13 protein-coding genes and 1 pseudogene are annotated in these 20,050 nt (G+C 33.4%); 2 read left to right on the forward strand and 12 right to left on the reverse strand.

Annotated features, from left to right (window positions below; translation table 11 throughout):
• The first annotated feature begins 201 nt into the window (after nt 1-201).
• Together ACWJKP_RS15650 and ACWJKP_RS15655 are read left to right on the forward strand one after the other, a co-directional pair.
• Nucleotides 202-831, forward strand: a complete 630-nt coding sequence (locus ACWJKP_RS15650; protein WP_462961305.1) for an ABC transporter ATP-binding protein — start codon at nt 202-204, stop codon at nt 829-831.
• Between the two features lie 2 nt (nt 832-833).
• A complete protein-coding gene (locus tag ACWJKP_RS15655) occupies nt 834-1,604 on the forward strand; it encodes an ABC transporter permease (protein WP_165413930.1) in 771 nt (256 codons plus the stop codon).
• A 110-nt stretch (nt 1,605-1,714) separates the two neighbouring features.
• Here the strand turns inward: ACWJKP_RS15655 and ACWJKP_RS15660 are convergent, their stop codons facing one another.
• From ACWJKP_RS15660 to ACWJKP_RS15715, 12 genes and pseudogenes are all read right to left on the reverse strand, one after another.
• Complete coding sequence (locus ACWJKP_RS15660) at nt 1,715-3,625, reverse strand: family 20 glycosylhydrolase (RefSeq protein WP_462961306.1); 1,911 nt, start codon at nt 3,623-3,625, stop codon at nt 1,715-1,717.
• A 223-nt stretch (nt 3,626-3,848) separates the two neighbouring features.
• Complete coding sequence (gene gndA, locus ACWJKP_RS15665) at nt 3,849-5,270, reverse strand: NADP-dependent phosphogluconate dehydrogenase (protein ID WP_165413932.1); 1,422 nt, start codon at nt 5,268-5,270, stop codon at nt 3,849-3,851.
• A gap of 63 nt (nt 5,271-5,333) precedes the next feature.
• Entirely contained in the window at nt 5,334-6,650 is a 1,317-nt protein-coding gene (locus tag ACWJKP_RS15670; protein WP_165413933.1) for a gluconate:H+ symporter, read from the reverse strand.
• Nucleotides 6,651-6,665: 15 nt separating this feature from the next.
• A complete protein-coding gene (gntK, locus tag ACWJKP_RS15675) occupies nt 6,666-8,189 on the reverse strand; it encodes a gluconokinase (protein ID WP_462961307.1) in 1,524 nt (507 codons plus the stop codon).
• A gap of 311 nt (nt 8,190-8,500) precedes the next feature.
• Nucleotides 8,501-9,349 carry a MurR/RpiR family transcriptional regulator gene (locus ACWJKP_RS15680; RefSeq protein ID WP_165413935.1) on the reverse strand — a complete coding sequence of 283 codons (849 nt, stop codon included), beginning with the start codon at nt 9,347-9,349 and terminating at the stop codon, nt 8,501-8,503.
• A 195-nt stretch (nt 9,350-9,544) separates the two neighbouring features.
• A complete protein-coding gene (locus ACWJKP_RS15685) occupies nt 9,545-11,527 on the reverse strand; it encodes a glycosyl hydrolase family 18 protein (RefSeq protein WP_224578803.1) in 1,983 nt (660 codons plus the stop codon).
• A 203-nt stretch (nt 11,528-11,730) separates the two neighbouring features.
• Nucleotides 11,731-13,926, reverse strand: coding sequence for a glycosyl hydrolase family 18 protein (locus ACWJKP_RS15690; RefSeq protein ID WP_224578801.1), 2,196 nt, complete (start codon nt 13,924-13,926; stop codon nt 11,731-11,733).
• A gap of 450 nt (nt 13,927-14,376) precedes the next feature.
• Nucleotides 14,377-15,702 (reverse strand): NADP-dependent phosphogluconate dehydrogenase, encoded by a 1,326-nt coding sequence (gene gndA / locus ACWJKP_RS15695; RefSeq protein WP_462961687.1) that lies wholly within the window; start codon nt 15,700-15,702, stop codon nt 14,377-14,379.
• On the reverse strand, nt 15,663-15,791 hold the full coding sequence (locus ACWJKP_RS15700) for a hypothetical protein (protein ID WP_462961308.1): 129 nt from the start codon (nt 15,789-15,791) through the stop codon (nt 15,663-15,665). The genes gndA (ACWJKP_RS15695) and ACWJKP_RS15700 overlap by 40 nt, the downstream gene beginning before the upstream one ends.
• Nucleotides 15,792-15,978: 187 nt before the next feature.
• The gene (locus ACWJKP_RS15705) at nt 15,979-16,614 is read right to left on the reverse strand and encodes a phosphoribosyltransferase (protein ID WP_224578799.1); all 636 of its coding nucleotides are present in this window, start codon (nt 16,612-16,614) and stop codon (nt 15,979-15,981) included.
• Nucleotides 16,615-16,839: 225 nt separating this feature from the next.
• A complete protein-coding gene (locus ACWJKP_RS15710) occupies nt 16,840-19,341 on the reverse strand; it encodes an ABC transporter permease (RefSeq protein ID WP_165413936.1) in 2,502 nt (833 codons plus the stop codon).
• A gap of 2 nt (nt 19,342-19,343) precedes the next feature.
• Nucleotides 19,344-20,048 (reverse strand): annotated as a pseudogene (locus tag ACWJKP_RS15715) (ABC transporter ATP-binding protein).
• Nucleotides 20,049-20,050: the final 2 nt, after the last annotated feature.

Below are 20,050 nucleotides of genomic sequence, written 5' to 3' on the forward strand. Positions count from 1 at the left end.
CTTCATTATTTAACATTATCTTCTACACCTGCCTCCTCCTATTTCTCTCATGATTTACTATTGCATTTAATTTTATCCAATGATATTCTTAATTGATAAACTTTATCGAATTTGTATATCTATTTTAGATATTATTTTTTTATTTTTTGCTATTTATTATAATATTAATTGAAGATACCGCAGTAAGGGAGGTCATTCTAAATGAATGAACTATTATTTCAAGCAAGTAATCTTATTTACAAATCCAATTTAACTTATAATGACGTAAAAGTTCAAAAGGGAATGATTAATTTTATCGTTGGGGAAAGTGGATGTGGCAAAAGCACTTTTTTAAAACTGTTAAACCAATCTATAACTCCAATATCTGGTGAATTATTATATAAAGGTACACCAATTGGTGCATATGACCCTATTGCTCTAAGACGTGAAGTAAGCCTAGTTTCTCAGGATGTTTTCCTTTTTGATGAAAGCATAATAGACAATTTTAAAACCTTTTATTCACTAAGACAAAAAACTATGCCTAGCTTAGAATATATTACCTACATTACCGATCTTTGCTGCGTAAATGTTCCACTTGACCAAAATACATCTACCCTTTCTGGTGGAGAACGTCAAAGAGTTTATATATCAATTTTTTTATCATTATGTCCTGAGATTATATTACTCGACGAGCCAACTTCAGCATTAGATGAAAAAAACAGTCATGAAATGATGATAAATATAATAAATTTCTGCAAAGCAAAAAACATTGAAATTGTAATTGTAAGCCACAATAAAACTATTGTTGATGAGTTTTGTGAAAATAAAGTTGAAATAGTTAAGGAGGCATAAATATGAAAGGAGCAGTACAGCTAAGTATTTTCCAATTTTCACTTATTTATTTACTTCTAATTATAGTGCTCATAATTATGAAAAAATCAAAGGTTAATCAAACAAAACTTCTTATAGTTGCAAGTTTAAGAATGACAGTTCAACTTGTAATTGTGGGTTATATACTTCAATATGTCTTTAGTAATCCAAAGCCTATATTTACTATAATTTTTTTAGTAATTATGATAGTATTTTCTATTGATAGAGTAATTAAAAGTAAAAAAGACTTAAATCAAAATTTCAAAATTGCAATAGGAGCTTCTTTAACATTTTCGGGACTTTTTATTCTAGTCTTTTTTGTAACTGTAGTTGTTGGTAAATCCATATTCGACCCTCAATACACTATACCTTTAGCTGGTATGATTATTGGTAACTCTATGACGGGAGTAAACATTGCAATAAAAACCTTTATGGATGATATAAGCAAAGAAAAAAATAAAATTAATACTTTACTCAATTTAGGAGTGGAGCCTAGAGATATTTTAAAGCCTTTTGCTAATAATGCTTTAGAAACCGCCTTAATTCCTACAATGAATTCCATGCTAGGAATGGGAATAATTTTTTTACCAGGAATGATGACAGGACAAATGTTATCAGGTACATTACCTACCACAGCAATTATGTACCAAATAGCCATTATGATTGCTGTCTGTACTTCTGTTTGTATAACAGTTTTTTTATCCCTCAACTTAGGTTATAAGTCTTTATATAATAATAAAAAACAATTCTTATAGTTTTAATGACAACTTCGTATAAGATGATTTAATTATAAAAGCTATGAATTTAATTTCACAGCTTTTATAATTAAATTTTTTAAGAATTATTTCTCTCTTTGCAGCTGGTATCAACTGTGTAACTTTGAATCATATTTCCTGAGAATTGAACAGATTTGCCAAACAAATTCTTTTATTCGATACAATTCACTCTCGCGGCTGACAGTCCTCCACTCTATGCAGTAGTCCATCAGCCAATATTCAAGTTTACTAGCCAGTTCATACGGAGTATCCAGCGAATGTACATCCTGACCGTACTCGCGTTCTTTAATGATTAGCGTCAATTCCTGCATCAGTGCTACACCACGAGCAGCAAGATAATACTCTAGCATTTCTTCTTGGCGGTCTGCATAAGAACCACTATCATTTTGTTTAAGGCAATTAATGATTTCGCTGCATTTAGTAACTGCGCCCTTAAGCTGATTCTCTGAAACCAACATCATTTCATTTTTAGCTTTTTCATATAGCGAAGTTCCACGATCATTGTAGGTCTGATTGTACACCTTATAATCCCTGAAAAATGCCAGATCATTAAAAGTGATTATATCTTGACGAGAAAGTTCACGTAGCATTCCCACCAATTTTTTTCCACGATCCTCATATTCAACCAGTGAAATAGCCTTGTCTATAGCACTAAAATCCCTGTCGTCATCAACGTTCCAACCCTGTGCTGCACCATAAATCATGCAGGGAATGGCAAGCGCCGGCATATTAATATGGCCGCAATCCCCCCAGTCTGTATTCAAAAATCCAACTGCATAATACTGATCACCTAGCTTTGCCATCTCCCTTATATTAGTAAAACTCATGTCATATGCATTCACCAACCTACTGTAACCTGATACACTAGGACATACATACTGCTTTAAACCATTGTCCGCAAAAATTTTAACAACTTCTTCCTTAGCACCATAATTGTAATACCAGTTAAGGCAGGTAACTTGCGAATTAAGTTTACCCATCTGTTCGTGATGATTCTGCAGAATATCACCCCAAATCATTACCTTTTTACCCTTGCTTTGAAGATATTCCACTAACCTGTTCACATAAGAAAGATACATCTCTCCGTAAACCATTCCCTTAGCCATGGGGGCACTTTTCCCCTTACCCAAATCAAATGTTTCATCGCAACAAATATTTATTTTATCGCTGCGAAACAATGGCATGTATTGGTCAAGAATACCTGTTATAAGCGCAAAACTATCGGGGTCAGACACATTAATAATGTGGTATCTCATCCGGTTATACCAAGTAAATGCTTTGTCCTGACCGGTATTCATTTCTCTGTATTTGCCAAAGCTCTCTGAACGGAGTAAATCGTACAAATGTCCAAAGGACGCTATGCAGGGTACCAGTTCAATGCCTCTTTTATTACAGTAACAATCTAGTTCCAGAATCTCTTCCGGAGTAAAAGGATCAGTCTGCGACCAAATTTCCTCAAAGCCATCTAATCGTAAACAGTTTTCCATATACAGCTGAAGTTGATTGATTTTATACAAGGACAACCGATCAACCAGTACTTTCAAACTGTTCATAGTAGGCACCCTTCCGCGGCTAACATCAAGCATATATCCTCTGTTTGAATAAGATGGTTCATCTTCAATATCTGTGCATCCAATTTCCGCACGTGATATCTTGCATAGCTGAATTAGCGTCGCTACCCCATACAGGAATCCACGGCTTGAACATGCGGTAATTGTAATTTTTTTTGATCTAACGCTCAGCATGTAAGCTTCTTTTCTTGTATCTGTATTATCATATTGAAAGCAAATGCAGTTTTCATAAAGATTCCCTGCACTCCGTAATACTTTTTTAATAGGAAGGGTAATTGCGATAACCTTTTTAATTTCCTGTTGTAACAGCTTTGCTGTTTCCAAATCATTGTCATCCATTGCCACATCTAACACAATGGCAGTATTGTGGCTTATCAAAAATAACCCTTCCCTCTCTGTAATCTTGCGTGGCAATGGGATCAAATACATTCCAATTCCCCCTTTTTATATTGTAATCTTTTGTATTAAATCATCACCTGCGGTGCTGCAATATTAATGACTTCAGAAGGAGATTTATACTCCCACATTACTAAAATATAAAAAAATATATATATACTATTATACACGTATATAACTTTAATGTGATGATTACGAACATGTATTACAACAAAAAACCTGCAGTTAAAATATAAACTGCAGGTTTTATTATTTGCTATTTTTCCTTAGCTTCACTTACCCATTCATGATGGAATGTTCCCCCTTTGTCCACTCTCTCAAAGGTATGGGCACCAAAATAATCTCTTTGTGCCTGAAGTAAATTTGCTGGTAGCTTTGCACTTCTATAACTGTCATAATACATTAACGCACTAGAAAATCCTGGAACTGGAACACCTAAATTTACAGCTGTGGATACTACGAATCGCCAATCCTTTTGATAACTACTAATAATATTTTTGAAATAAGAATCTAACATTAGATTTTTAATATTAGCATTATTTTCATAGGCAACGCTAATCTTGTTAAGGAATTGAGCGCGAATAATACACCCACCTCTAAATATTTTAGCAATTTCACCATATTTAAGGTCCCAATCATATTCTACTGCTGCAGCTTTCATAAGCGCGAATCCCTGTGCATAGGAACATATTTTACTTGTATAAAGCGCCCTTCTTACGGATTCTATAAATTCATTTGTATCTCCTTCAAATAATTCATCTGGTCCTTTTAGTATATTACTTGCCAACACTCGTTCATCTTTTACTTTCGAAATGCAACGTGCAAAAACAGCCTCTGTTATTGTAGGTATTGGCAGCGCTAAATCTAGAGCGCTTTGACTAGTCCATTTCCCGGTCCCCTTTTGGCTTGCTTTATCTAAAATAATATCAACCATGTGCTTTCCGGACTCATTATCTTTTTGTGCAAATATTTTACTAGTTATCTCCATTAAATAACTATTCAGCTCACCTTTATTCCACTGCGCAAACACATCATGAATTTTATCATTAGAAAGTCCAATAGCTCCTTTTAAAAGTGCATATGCTTCACAAATAAGCTGCATGTCTGCATACTCTATGCCATTATGAACCATCTTTACATAATGTCCTGCCCCATTTGCTCCAATGTAAGTACAACACGATTCTCCATCTACTTTTGCAGATATAGCTGTTAAAATTGGTTCTACTATTTTATAAGCATCAATCTGACCTCCTGGCATAATTGCTGGACCTTTTAAAGCTCCTTCTTCTCCTCCTGAAACTCCTGCCCCTATAAATTTAAAACCCAACTCTTCAAGTTTTTTGCTTCTACGTATTGTGTCCATAAAAAATGAATTTCCGCCATCAATTACTATGTCACCCTTTGATATATATGGTATTAATTCTTCTATTGCCTCATCCACAGGCTTTCCTGCTTTAATCATAATCAATATTTTTCTCGGAATTTCAATAGAGTTCACGAACTCTTCTATGGAGTATGTGCCCACAATATTTTTTTCTTTCGCCTCTATCAATAACTCATCAGTGGCAATTTTACTTCGATCATAAACTGAAACAGATAACCCTCTGCTTTCAACGTTTATTGCCAAATTTTTACCCATTACACCAACGCCTATAACTCCAAATTGCTGTTTATTCATAAACTAAATTCCTCCTTTTAAAACTATTAAGGAGAAGAACAGCTTCTCCTATATAAAACTTTATTATACAATCATATTTAGTAATAGAACCATAACTAACCCAACCACAGAGATTATAGTTTCTAATACTGTCCAGGATTTTAATGTTTCTGGTATTGATAGATTAAAATATTCTTTAAACATCCAAAACCCAGGATCGTTAACATGTGAAAATATTAAGCTTCCTGCACCTGTAGCTAATACCATAAGTTCTGGACTAGCACCTGTTGCTACAATTAATGGTCCAACTATACCTGCGGCTGTAAGTCCAGCCACTGTCGCAGATCCTAATGCTATTCTCAAGATTGCTGCAATTAACCATGCAAGCAAAAGTGGTGACATGCTTGATCCTTTCATAATTAGGGCAACATAATCTGCAACTCCACTATCTACTAAAACCTGTTTGAAGGCTCCGCCTCCACCTATTATTAATAGTATCATAGCTATTGCCGCTATAGATTCAGTTACAGTTTTCATCACTTCAGGCATTTTTTTGCCCCTGTTTAGTCCAAAAGTGAATATAGCCAAAAGTACAGCTAAAAGTAATGCTATTACTGGATCACCTAAGAATGTAGTATAACTTAATATAGGTGATGTTTTTGGTAAACAAATAGTAGCAACAGCTCTTGTTGCCATAAGTATTACTGGCACTAAAGCCGTAAATACACTTACTCCAAAACTAGGCATTTCTTCTTCCGTAAATATCTTAGGGTTAAATAATCCTTTTGGTATATCATGTTCCATATGCTTTAAGAACTTCGTAAGTACAGGGCCTGCAAGAATTACCGCAGGTATAGAAACCACAATACCATAAAGCAATGTCTTACCTAAATCGGCTTTATAAATAGCTGCTATAGCTGTAGGACCTGGATGTGGTGGTAAAAATCCATGAGTTGCTGAAAGAGCTGCTGCCATTGGAACTCCTATATATAAAAGTGGGATATCAGCAGCTACTGCAATTGTAAATACTAGTGGTATTAAAAGTACAAAACCTATTTCATAGAATAAAGCCATACCAACTATAAACCCTGTCATTACAACTGCCAATTGTATTCTCTTTTTCCCAAACTTATCAATTAATGTAATGGCTATTCTTTGGGCTCCACCACTGTCTGCCATGAGCTTACCAAGCATAGCACCAAATCCAAGTACTAATGCAAGTGTACCTAATGTACCACCAACGCCCTTTGTAATAGAAGTTACAACATCAGGCAATGGCATACCTTCCAAAATACCTACTGATAGTGCCACAATAATTAATGACAAGAAACTATTTAATTTAAAAGCTATCATAAGAACCAATAATAACACAACTCCTAAAGCAACAATTAATAATGGCATAATAAAATCCCCCTCTTATTTTTGTAATAAACCAATACTTACAAACTCGTCTTTTAATTTTACGTACAATCTTTCATATATTTCGAAAGTTTTCATGTAAACTTCATGATTTTTTATATTTGGTTTAAATATTTGAGAAATAGGGACTAGCTTTTCTACCTCTTCTATATTATTTATAAGTCCTATTGCCTTCATACCAAGTACTACCGCTCCCAAACAGGAACTTTCATAGCTTTCTGCTATTACTACTTTTTTATTAAATACATCTGCTAACATTTGAACCCAAAGCTCAGATCTAACAAAGCCTCCAGTAGCATAAATTGTATCAATATTACCAGTTGTCTCCTCTAAAGCTTTTCCCACACTATAAACACCAAATATCACACCTTCCAGAAGTGCTCTTAGGAAGTGTTCCCTTTTATGTGTAATGTTTATCCCAAAGAAAACACCCTTTGAGTTTGCATCCCAATGCGGCGCTCTCTCTCCAAGAAGATAAGGCAAAAATATCAAACCATTTGCTCCTGCTGGTACCTTAGATGCTTCCTTTGTTAATAATTCATAAGTATCAACACCTAACTCTTTAGCTTGCGTAAGTTCTAAATGCGAAAAATTATCCCTGAACCATCTAAAAATAATCCCTCCATTATTAACAGGTCCTCCAAGAACAAAATGATCTTCAGTAAGGATATAACTAAAAATCCTTTCACTCTCATCATTTTTTGGTTTATCTGCTATTATTCTTATAGCTCCACTGGTTCCGATTGTAACTGCGGCATCTCCAGGTTTTACAGCATTGGCGCCAAGGTTAGCAAGGCACCCGTCGCTTCCCCCAATTACAAATGCTGTTTCTCTGTCAATTCCCATTAAATCTGCATATTTTTTATCCAAACCTTTAAATACTTGCGTTGGTGATACTGGTGTAGATAACTTTTCCTCACTTATACCTGCAACTCCTAATGAATTTTTATTCCATTGAAGTTCATAAATATCAAACAAACCTGTAGCAGATGCAATTGAATAATCCACAACATATTTATGAAATAGTTTAAAGAAAACATATTCTTTAATTGAAATAAACTTACTTGTATTATTAAATACTTCCTTCATATTATCTTTCATCCATGCCAGTTTACAAAGTGGTGACATTGGATGAATGGGGGTGCCCGTTTTCATATAAATTTCATGACCTATTTTGCTATTTTTTATACTCTGCGAATATTCTGTGCTTCTGGTATCTGCCCAAATAATACAATCAGTTAATTTATCTCCATTTTCATTTACAGCAATTATACCGTGCATAGCAGCGCTGAAACTAACACCAAGAAGTTTATTTCCTTTGTTAGTGTTTTCATTTACTACGCATTTAATGGAATTAATAACTGCCTCAAACATCTCCTCAGGACATTGCTCACTCCAAGAAGGTTTAGGGTTTAAAATAGGATAACCTATATTGCATTTTGAAATTACGTTTCCCAACAAATTAAATGCAATTGCTTTAGTACTACTTGTTCCAATATCTAGTCCAATTAAATATTCCATGACATCCCCCTTTGAAATAATTTTTCTTTTTTTCTTAAATTACTGTATAATTGCTATTTTATGAAAATTATTCTCTTTTTTATTATTATATTATAATGTAAAGGTTTAATCAAGCATTCCTTGAAAATATTTTTCATTATTCCACAAAAAAATACACTCCTATTGAGTGTATGAAAATTATTTTAATTATATTCCCGAAGGAAAGTCTCCTACTCCTATAAGGGAGTTCCGTGTTATAACAAAAATAAAACTTCAGTGGGAGTGTAAACCTCCTTCTGAAGTCATTAATATTGAGCTTAGCAGAAGATGATTTAATATCTCTTGTTTGCTATAGCTTCCCTAATCTGCCCTAAAACCTTATAATAATTATCTTTATCCTTTAGACAAGTACCAACAAACATACAATCTATAAGTGATAATGCACTAATCCTTGACTCCATAGCCTCACTTCTTGATAGATTTTCTTTACCATAAGATACGAGAACCACATCTGATACCTTTAATATGGGAGATTTATAATTTGAAGTTATAGATATAATTTTCACTCCTTTTTCCTTTGCAATTCTCAAATTTTCTACTAATTCTATATTACTTCCGGTATTTGAAATAGCTATTATACAGTCATTTTCATCATACATGGAGCTTACCATAGCTTGAAAATGGGAATCATCATGAAATATACAGTACTTCCCTGTTCTCATAAACTTATGATATGCATCAAGAGCTATTGCCGCAGAACCGCCCATACCAAAGAAAGCTATTCTTTTTGCATTATGAATATATCCTATAGCTTTATCTAATTCCTTATCGTCGTTTATTCTTAAAGTTTCATTAAGCGAACTTATTGTGGAATTAAATATCTTTTGCATTAAAACCAAGGTATCATCATTCTCTTTTATTTCCTCATGTATATTCACAATAGGTTTTACAATTTCACTAGCAATACTTATCTTTAAATCCTGATATCCTTTAAACCCCAATTTTTTACTAAGTCTAAATACCGTAGCTTCCCCACATTTACAATTTTCAGCTAGCTCAGTTATAGATGAATGAATAATATCCTTTGGATTTTTAAGTATGTATTCTCCAACTCTTTTTTCCGTTCCTTTAAGTTCTGAATATATATTTCTTAATCTTTCTATACCGCCTATGTCATTCATAATATTACCACCTAACAGTATTTTTGACTTTATTTTAACATTAAACCATATATAGCATCAACATTTTTAAAGTACAACGTGTTTATTTATGTATTATATTTGCTAATAGAAAAAGGGACTGCCTTTTCTATTGTTTTTAGGAGAGTCCCTATAATATTTTGCTATTTTTAAGGAATAAACTAAATTGCCTATTTACTATCTTACAGTATAGTTGAATTCATCAGATACTGTAATACCTGCATCATTAACAAGTTCTGCCTTATACACATAGGTTCCTCTTGCTTTCCCTTTAAATGATACGGAATCTGTTTGGGCATTTAATCCACTTACTACTAATGGTTTAGTTGAGATTAGTACTCCATTCTCATATAGCCTCCAAGAAGTACCATTTTCTCCCCACCACATGTTCATAATTATTTTATACTCCGAACCACCGTCCCAGTTATCTTGAGTTAAGCTTGGTTTAGCTGGCAATGTGCCCACTACTTTTGGAACGGTTACTGATACTTTATTAGATATAAGCGGTAATATTCCATCGCTTACTACTACTGTATATTCATAAGTACCTGGGGTTTTATCTATACTATCATATGCTATTGTTTGTGTTGTAGTTTTTCCTGCTACTAATGTGCCTGTTGTTATCGTTTTCGCATTTTCCATTATAGTATATGAAGTTGCGGTATTATTAGCTGGTACTGTTGCTGTTAGTTTATATGCTCCATTGCTTACCACTCCTGCTGTTAAAGTTGCTGCTTGTAGTTTATTTACTACTGGTGGTAACACTATTACACTTACTTGATTTGATGTAATGGTTTTTGTTCCATCAGAAAGTTCTACTGTGTAATCATACGTTCCGGTTTTTTTGTTAGCAACTTGCTGAGTTAATGTTACTTCTGAAGTTTGAGGCGTTATTTTACCACCTGTAATTACTCCTATATTATCTATAAATTTATAAGAACTAGCAGTATTATATCCTGGAACTTCAGCCGTCAATGTAAAGCTACCATTAGCTACTGCACTTGATGAAATAACTGCTCCCTTTAATGAATAAACAGGGTTAACTATTTCGTCAAAATATGCACGATAATTAGTTGAAAACTCATAATTACTTTTAGCATCCCAATTGACTGACCAAGACATTAAACCTCGAAATCCTGGATAGCCCTTTGCGTTTGAAATTTTATATTTACCTCCAAAAGGAATTCCTTTCATTATATAATCTAATGCCTTTTTCATTTCTGTAGGATTTATGTATCCACCGCTCGGAGCTGCTAATGAACATGCTGGCAATCCTATCATCACTTGATCTTCTCTTAATGCGGGAAATACATTACTAGAATTCCCTCCTATTGGAAATCCGTGAAGTAACATATCTGCCATAGCTACTTCATAGTCAGCTGTACCTTGATTATAATTTAAACCATCCATTCCAGCTCCACTACCAGCATTGTAATGTTGCACATGAATATAAGTTAATTTATCTTTTACACCATAAATAATTGGCAAGTAAGCACCCCAAATGTTTCCATAAGAACTATATCCACCTTGAACGTATGCAGTTTCAGGCGCCATACTTAATATAAAATTAGGACCATAATAATCTGAAATAGTTCTTAATCCCGTAATAAGATTTACAATTTGTGGTGTGCTTGGATTTTTAAAGTCAGTATCTCCAGCATTCATCGAAATGCCTGACTCTAGATCAACATCAACTCCATCAAAACCATATTTATCTATTACAGCCTCCACAGAATTAATAAATTTTTGTTTTGCAGTAGTATCTGGTACTAATACTACACCATTTTGTCCACCTATTGAAAGTACAACTTTCTTTCCCTTGCTTTGCAAATATGCGATGTCAGACTTAAATTCTGACTCTGTGCCATAGCAAGGTGAAAACTCAACTACAGCCCGATCTACATTTGTTTCACCAAAAGATATATTTAAAACATCCCATTTAGTTGAAACATCTCTAAGTTTAACAATCCCTGTTCCATTATCAAAATTATGCCAATACCCTACAAGTAGTTTTGAACCAGAGATTGGTTTTACTACAGGCACTATCATTGGCTTAATTTCTTTAATCGTTTTAGCCTCTACATTTGATGTTATCCCTACAGCTATGATCACCATTAGTGCTGCCATAGTTATACATGAAATAATTTTAGTTCCTTTCATTAATAATCCTCCTAACATACTTTGTAACTAGTTGCCTTGGTGGGATTCAAATCAACCCGCTTGTTAATAGAAAAGGGACTGCCTTTTCTATTGTTTTTAAGACAGTCCCATTAATAATTATCTTGTTTTTGTTGTCATAAATCCGCTACTGTACTTTATGATATAACTGCTAATTTTAAGGAATAACCTAGATTGACTATTTACTATCTTACAGTATAGTTGAATTCATCAGATACTGTAATACCTGCATCATTAACAAGTTCTGCCTTATACACATAAGTTCCTCTTGCTTTCCCTTTAAATGATACGGAATCTGTTTGGGCATTTAAGACACTTGTTACTAATGGTTTAGTTGAAATTAGTACTCCATTCTCATATAGCCTCCAAGAAGTACCATTTTCTCCCCACCACATGTTCATAATTATCTTATACTCTGAACCACCATCCCAGTTATCTTGAGTTAAGCTTGGTTTAGCTGGCAATTTGCCCACTACTTTTGGAACGGTTACTGATACTTTATTTGATATAAGTGATGATGTTCCATCGGTTACTACTACTGTATAATCATAAGTACCTGGCGTTTTACCTGTACTATCATATACTATTGCTTGTGTTGTAGTTTGTCCTGCTACTAATTTACCCGTTGTTAACTGCTTCGTACCTTCCATTACAGCATATGAAGTTGCGGTATTATTAGCTGGGACTGTTGCTGTTAGTTTATACTCTCCATTGCTTACCACTCCTGCTGTTAAAGTTGCTGCTTGTAGTTTATTTACTACTGGTGGTAGCACTATTACACTTACTCGATTTGATGTAATTGTTTTGGTTCCATCAGAAAGTTCTACTGTGTAATCATATGTTCCTGGTTCCTTACCTGTACTATCATATACTATTTTTTGTGTTGTAGTTTGTCCTGCTACTAATGTGCCTGTTGTTATCGTCTTCGCACCTTCCATTATAGTATATGAAGTTGCTGTATTATTAGCTGGGACTATTGCTGTTAGTTTATATGCTCCATTGCTTACTGCTCCTGCTGTTAAAGTTGCTGCTTGTAGTTTATTTACTACAGGGGTACTCATTTTATTCCATGCTATGGTTGTCATTGGAGATCCTTTTGATAAATCATCATCAGAAGCATCCCAAATAAATACTCCACCATAGCCATTGGCATTTACATAATCACATCTATCACTTAATGTCTTTTCATCTTCATAAGTTAAAAATTCACCCTTTGATGCATTATATAAATATACTGCATTTGCTTTAGTATCATAGTATTTATTCCAACCTGGGGTAGTTTCTAGTTGCTTTAATATAAACCATGGTTCTTGTCCACCTGGTGAGGATGGATTATCCAAAGATCCCGCAGAAGCTCCGGTTGCGCTTTGATATAACCCATCTCCGTTTGGCCCTGGCTTAACACCTTTCCAACCTCTTGAATATAATGGTGATCCCATATTAAGCTTTGATGGAGAAATTTTATAAATATCTCTATAAGCCTTCATTGCATAATCTGAATTATATTTATTCTTCAAATCTGTTGGGGTTGTACCTGATGGATCCTCAGGGTTAGCATATAATGCTGCCTGATGATTCGTAGTTAGTTCCCATGCACCATGAATGTCATAAGTCATAACATTCATGTAATCAAGATATTGTTCATATTTAGATGGTTCTACTAATGCCATCTTATCATAGCCTGCTCCAGCTGCTACAGTTAACATTTTACCTGATAATCCATTTGCATTGTATGCATCCCTTATATCTTTCAATAGTAATGTATAGTTGACTTTATCCTCTGGGCCACCTGGACATCCTCTATCATATTGATCATTTGGGTCTGCCTTTCTATCTACACCTGGATATTCCCAATCTATATCGATACCATCTATAAATGGATACTGCTTTAAAAATTCAACAACACTATTTGTAAATACTTTTCTAGTTTCTGCCGTCATAGCCATTGCATGAAAATTTTCTCCTCGTGTCCAACCACCAACAGAAATAAGTATCTTCTTATCTGGATATATGCTTTTATAATACTTATACTCTCCTAAACATCCTTTTAGTGGAGAATCCCACCCTCCTGAATGCTCCATTGTCTTCTCATAGTCCGCATAAGTATCTATTGAAGTGATTTTAAAATCTTTATTTATTGAGAAAAATGAATGATTAATTACATTAACTTTTGTCCATGGTATATCCTTCGGTTCCATTGATTGATGAGCAGAGTTGTACATTGCCCAATTAGGGAAATATGTAACTACATTCTTGTGAGCCATTTCAGTTACTGGCTTAATTTCTTTAATCGTTTCAGCTTTCACATTTGTTGTTATCCCTACGGCTATGACCATCAGTGCCGCCATAGTTATACATGAAATAATTTTAGTTCCTTTCATTAATAATCCTCCTCGTATAATAAGATTGCCATACCACAAATTTATGAAAATATCATACTTGCCATCAACATCTGTGCCCCATTGATTTGTGGATAAGGTTGAAACTCCCGGTGTTTAAGAATTTGTAGCAAATGTTATTATTGTCGGAAATAAAATGACCTTAAAAGTTAAAATAACTAATGATGCTAAAAATTCCAAAACTTTTTTCGACATTTTTATCCTACATATGCTTATTTTGTAAGCTTTCATATCCATTTTTACATATTTGGATAGCTTTGTCAATATAATTACCTTGAATCCCTATCCCAAAGTGTTATATTGAGAATTTAGTTGAAATTTCTTGTAAAATGTAATATACTAGCATGCGAAATATTTTTAAACATATTCATTATATCTTTTTAACAACAAAAACCTGCAGTCTAAAATATAAACTACAGGTTTTAATATTTATTATTTAGTTTCACTTACCCATTCATGATGGAATGTCCCTTCTTTATCAACTCTTTCAAATGTATGGGCACCGAAATAATCTCTTTGTGCCTGAAGTAAATTTGCTGGGAGATTTGTACTTCTATAACCGTCATAATACATTAGTGCACTAGAAAATCCCGGAACTGGCACTCCTAAATTTACAGCTGTGGATACTACAAATCGCCAATCCTTTTGATAACTACTAAGGATATTTTTGAAATAAGAATCTAACATTAGATTTTTAATATTAGCATCATTTTCATAGGCAACGCTAATCTTGTTAAGGAACTGAGCTCGAATAATACACCCACCTCTAAATATTTTAGCAATTTCGCCATATTTAAGGTCCCAATTATATTCTACTGCTGCAGCTTTCATAAGCGCGAATCCCTGTGCATAGGAACATATTTTACTTGTATAAAGAGCTCTTCTTACGGATTCTATAAACTCATTTATATCTCCTTCAAATAATTCATCTGGTCCTTTTAATATATTACTTGCCAACACTCGTTCATCTTTTATTTTCGAAATGCAACGTGCAAAAACAGCCTCTGTTATTGTAGGTATTGGCAGCGCTAAATCTAGAGCGCTTTGACTCGTCCATTTCCCGGTTCCCTTTTGGCTTGCTTTATCTAAAATAATATCAACCATGTGCTTTCCGGACTCATTATCTTTTTGTGCAAATATTTCACTAGTTATTTCCATTAAATAACCATTCAGCTCACCTTTATTCCACCGCGCAAACACATCATGAATTTTATCATTAGAAAGTCCGAGAACTCCTTTTAAAAGTGCATAAGCTTCACAAATAAGCTGCATGTCTGCATACTCAATACCATTATGAACCATCTTTACATAATGTCCTGCCCCATTTGATCCAATATAAGTACAGCATGATTCTCCATCTACTTTTGCAGATATAGCTGTTAAAATCGGTTCTACTATTTTATAAGCATCAATCTGCCCTCCTGGCATAATCGCTGGGCCTTTTAAAGCTCCTTTTTCTCCTCCGGAAACTCCTGCCCCTATAAATTTACAACCCAAATCTTCAAGTTTCTTACTTCTACGTATTGTATCCATAAAAAATGAATTGCCGCCATCAATTATTATGTCACCCTTTGATATATATGGTATTAACTCTTCTATTGCTTCATCCACAGGCTTTCCTGCTTTAATCATAATCAATATTTTTCTCGGAATTTCAATAGAGTTCACAAACTCTTCTATAGAGTATGTTCCCACAATATTTTTTTCTTTCACCTCTATTAATAACTTATCTGTGGCAATTTTACTTCGATCATAAATCGAAACAGAATTCCCCTGCTTTCAACGTTTATTGCTAAATTTTTACCCATAACACCAACGCTTATAACTCCAAATTGTTGTTTATTCATAAGATAAATTCCCCCTTAAAAAAAGTTTCTCTCGTTGAATAATATATAGTTTATATTATACTATATATTATTCAATTGCATAAGCAAAAACGCTATTGTACATTTTGAAGCATAATGCGTTTATTTATATTAGTCATGACTACCCGTAAACGTCACAATCTATCGCAACAAGCTTATACTCCATAATTTATCCCCTCAATTCATTCATGATTTTAAATACTTCTTCATCTATAACTTGCTTAAACTCCATATAATATGAACCTACTGCATAAAATTCTTCTGGTATATATAGGCATATTACCTCATCTACAAGTTCTTTGAATTCTTCAATAACTTCCATAGGACCTACAGGAATAGCTAGAATGATTTTTTTAGCTCCTTGCTTTTTAACAGATTTTATTACAGCCAGGATAGTAAATCCCGTAGCAATCCCATCATCAATAATTATAACTGTTTTATCTTTAACCTCAGGAAATGTATCCTTTCCACGGTACTCTTTCATTCTTCTTTTAATTTCTTTTGTTTGCTCTAAAACTTCCTTCTCGATATACTCTTGTGATATACCAATCATTTTCACGTAATGATTATTTATAAAATAACTACCATCCACAGACACTGCACCTATTGCAAACTCCTTGTTATGTGGTGCACCTATTTTTCTTGGAATAATCAAATCCCATTTAAACCCAAACCTTTTTACTGTATCATAAGCTATTTCAAGTCCACCTCTTGGCACCGCAAGTACAATTACATCTTCATCTTTAAATTTTTCAAGACTATCAGTTAGCTTTTCCCCTGCATCTTTTCTGTCTAAAAACATCATTCTAATGCACCACACCTTTTAACTTAATTTTTATTTATAAGTCTCTACCGTTTTTTTTAGGTTTTCCTATATATACTTCCAAACATTGAGATAAATTATCCCTGCTGCAGATCAAGCTTTTTTAAATTGAAGGTAACTCAAAATATAATTTAACGCAAAGAAAAAAAGCCCGTGGAAAATTACAAATTATTTCCCGGGCATGTTTTTATGTTTGTATAAGCAACATTATTCTGCACTTTTAAGTGATTCTATCATATCTATATTACCAAATTCTCTGTACATAACTAAATTTACAATTATAGAAAATGAAATTGTAAGTAACACTGAATATAGAAAATAAATAGGGTCAATTTTCCTCATAAACATCATTACGTTAGTCTCTGAAGTGTTAATTACAAACCCACATAGGAGTATTCCCACAGCTATTCCAGTTAGGCTTCCTATTACCGTTAATATAATATTTTCACGGTATATATATAGTGCAAGTTCACTATCATAAAATCCTAAAAGTTTTATTGTAGACAATTCTCTTTTTCTTTCATTTATATTTATATTTGTAAGGTTATATATTACAACAAAAGCAAGGACTCCTGCGGATACTATTAGAACGAGTACCACTGAATTTATGCTCTTCGTTGTTTTATTAAAATCAAAATGTGATTTGTTTTTGTAATTTACAGATCCTACATTTTGGGTTCGTGTTAGTACCTTTGTAGTGTTATCTTCTTCACTATCTGATGTCGATTTTAAAAGTCCATAAAACCCATTAAATTTAAGATTTTCCCCAGTTATTTTTTTATAATAATCGGAGCTTATATAAATATAATGTTGCAGATAATGCTCTGTTATGCCTGAGATTCTAGCTTTTACAACTTTATCATTTATGGTTATCTCAAATATGTCTCCAATTTTTTTATTCATAAGTTTCGATAATTTTTCAGTAATAATTACACCATCTTCTTTAAGGCTTAGATCTGTACCTTTCGTTGTAAGATTAATATACTTATTAAGTTCCTTCTTATCTTCTGTAACCACTAAATATGCATCTTCTCTACCAGATTTATAAAGATCCACTGTTCCATTTTTTGTATATGAAAATAAAACTGATTTTACGTTATCATCTTTCATTATTTTATTCTGTATGACATATTTTTGATTATCGTCTATGTCTTTCCTAAGTGTTGACTGCATATCATATCTATATATATTTGTAAACTGACTTTCCACAGCACCCATTATTCCTGATTTAAGTCCAAATCCTGTTATCATGAGCCCTGTACACACCGCGATGCCTATTACGGTCATGAAAAACCTTTGTTTATATCTAAATATATTTCTTGCAGTAACTTTGCTTGTAAAACTCAACTTTTTCCATATAAAAGTTATTTTTTCGAGTAATATAGTCTTTCCAGCCTTTGGCGGTTTTGGTCTCATCAAAGATGCTGGTGCTTCTCTTAATTCCTCAAACGTCGCTGCTCCCGCCGCAAGAGTTGTAAATAGTATAGCGATTAATGAAGATTGAAGCGCTAAACTAGGGTTAAAAGGAGTTAAAGAACTTGGAATAGAATAAAGCGAGCTATAAGCATTCATTATAAGTGGAGGGAAAAGTCTAAATCCGAAAGACACACCTACTATGCTACCTGTTATACTAGCTAAAAGTGCATATATTAAATAGTGAGTAGTTATGGCCACTCTTGAATATCCTAAAGCTTTTAAAGTTCCTATTTCAATTCTATTTTCTTGAACCATTCTCGTCATAGTTGTAAGGCTAACTAAAGCTGCCACTAAGAAAAATATAAGTGGGAAGGCCTTGCCTATGTTATCTATTCTTTCACTATCTTGTCTATATGTTTCATATCCCAGATTAGCATCTCTTCCAAGAACATACCATTCTGGTTTTTTAATATCATTAATTTCTGCTATGTTTATTTTACCTTGCGTAGCTTTCAATATTTGCGAATACCTTACTTTACTTCTTATAACTCCAATATCCTTAAGATCTTGCTTCATATTGTTAGAAGTTTTTTTATAATCTTCACTTAATATAAGACTATCTTTTGATTCTTCACTATCATCTTTTACATATATTTCTGTATAAACATCGCTTTTAAATACATCAGGTAGTATATAAATAAATCCCTGAACAGTTCCATTACCAACTGAACTTAGCTGTCTTTGAGCTGATAAGTATAAAGGTGACAGCGCTGTTCCTACTATTTTAAATCTGCTATTTTTTAGGTCATTATCTATTAAAGCATCTTTTCCTGATTTAAGTTCTATAACATCCCCTATTTTAAGTTTATTTTCTTTTAAAAATTGGTCTTCAACTACAACTTCATTATTAGCTTTTGCTATTCTTCCTGTGACGATCTTAATCTTAATTATGCCATTTTCAGGAGGAATTGAATTAACATTAAGCACCAGGGAATGTTTATCTTTTTCAACTACTGCGTCTATTGAAAATGAACCCTCAGCCTTTTTTACACCTTTTAGTTTTTGGACCTCAGCTAAGTCATCCTTTGTAAGTCCAAGTGTAGATATAAGTCTAAAATCCATAAACTCAGTTTGATTAAAATAAAAATCTGCTGATTTTTTCATATCTGGACTAGTAGCACGAACTCCAGCATAAAAAGCTACTCCCATTGCAATGATTATTACTATAGATAAAAACCTTGAAAGTGTCTTTTTTATGTCTCTAAATAAATTTTTAAAAAATGTTTTCTTCACTTCTACCACTCCAAGCTTTCGATAGACATTGGATTATCATTTTTCATTACGCTTTCAACTTTACCACTTTTAACTGTTATTATCTTGTCAGCAATAGGGGTTATAGCGGAATTATGTGTAATGACTATGACAGTCATGCCATGTTTTTTTGAAGTATCAGATAGTAACTTAAGTATCGACTTACCAGTATTATAATCCAGTGCTCCTGTAGGCTCATCACAAAGAAGTAACTTAGGATTTTTTGCAAGGGCCCTCGCTATGGAAACTCTTTGCTGTTCTCCTCCCGAAAGCTGCGACGGGAAATTCCGCATTCTATTTTCAAGGCCTACATTTTTAAGTACTTCTTCAGGATTCATTGGGTTTTTACAAATTTCAACTGCAAGCTCTACATTTTCAATTGCATTTAAATTTTGTACTAAATTATAGAACTGAAATACAAATCCTATTTCGTCACGCCTATATTTTGTAAGCATTTTCTTATTATATTCACTTATATCATTGCCATCCACAATAATATTTCCACTAGTAATTTAGTCCATACCTCCCAAAAGATTAAGTATTGTTGTTTTACCTGCACCACTAGCACCAATAACCACAACAAATTCACCCTTTTCTATAGAAAATGAAACATCATCTACTGCTTTGATGATAACTTCTCCCATGGTATAAGTTTTTTTCACATTTTTTAGTTCTATAAAATTCTTCATTT

Source organism: Clostridium sp. CM037 (assembly GCF_055081095.1).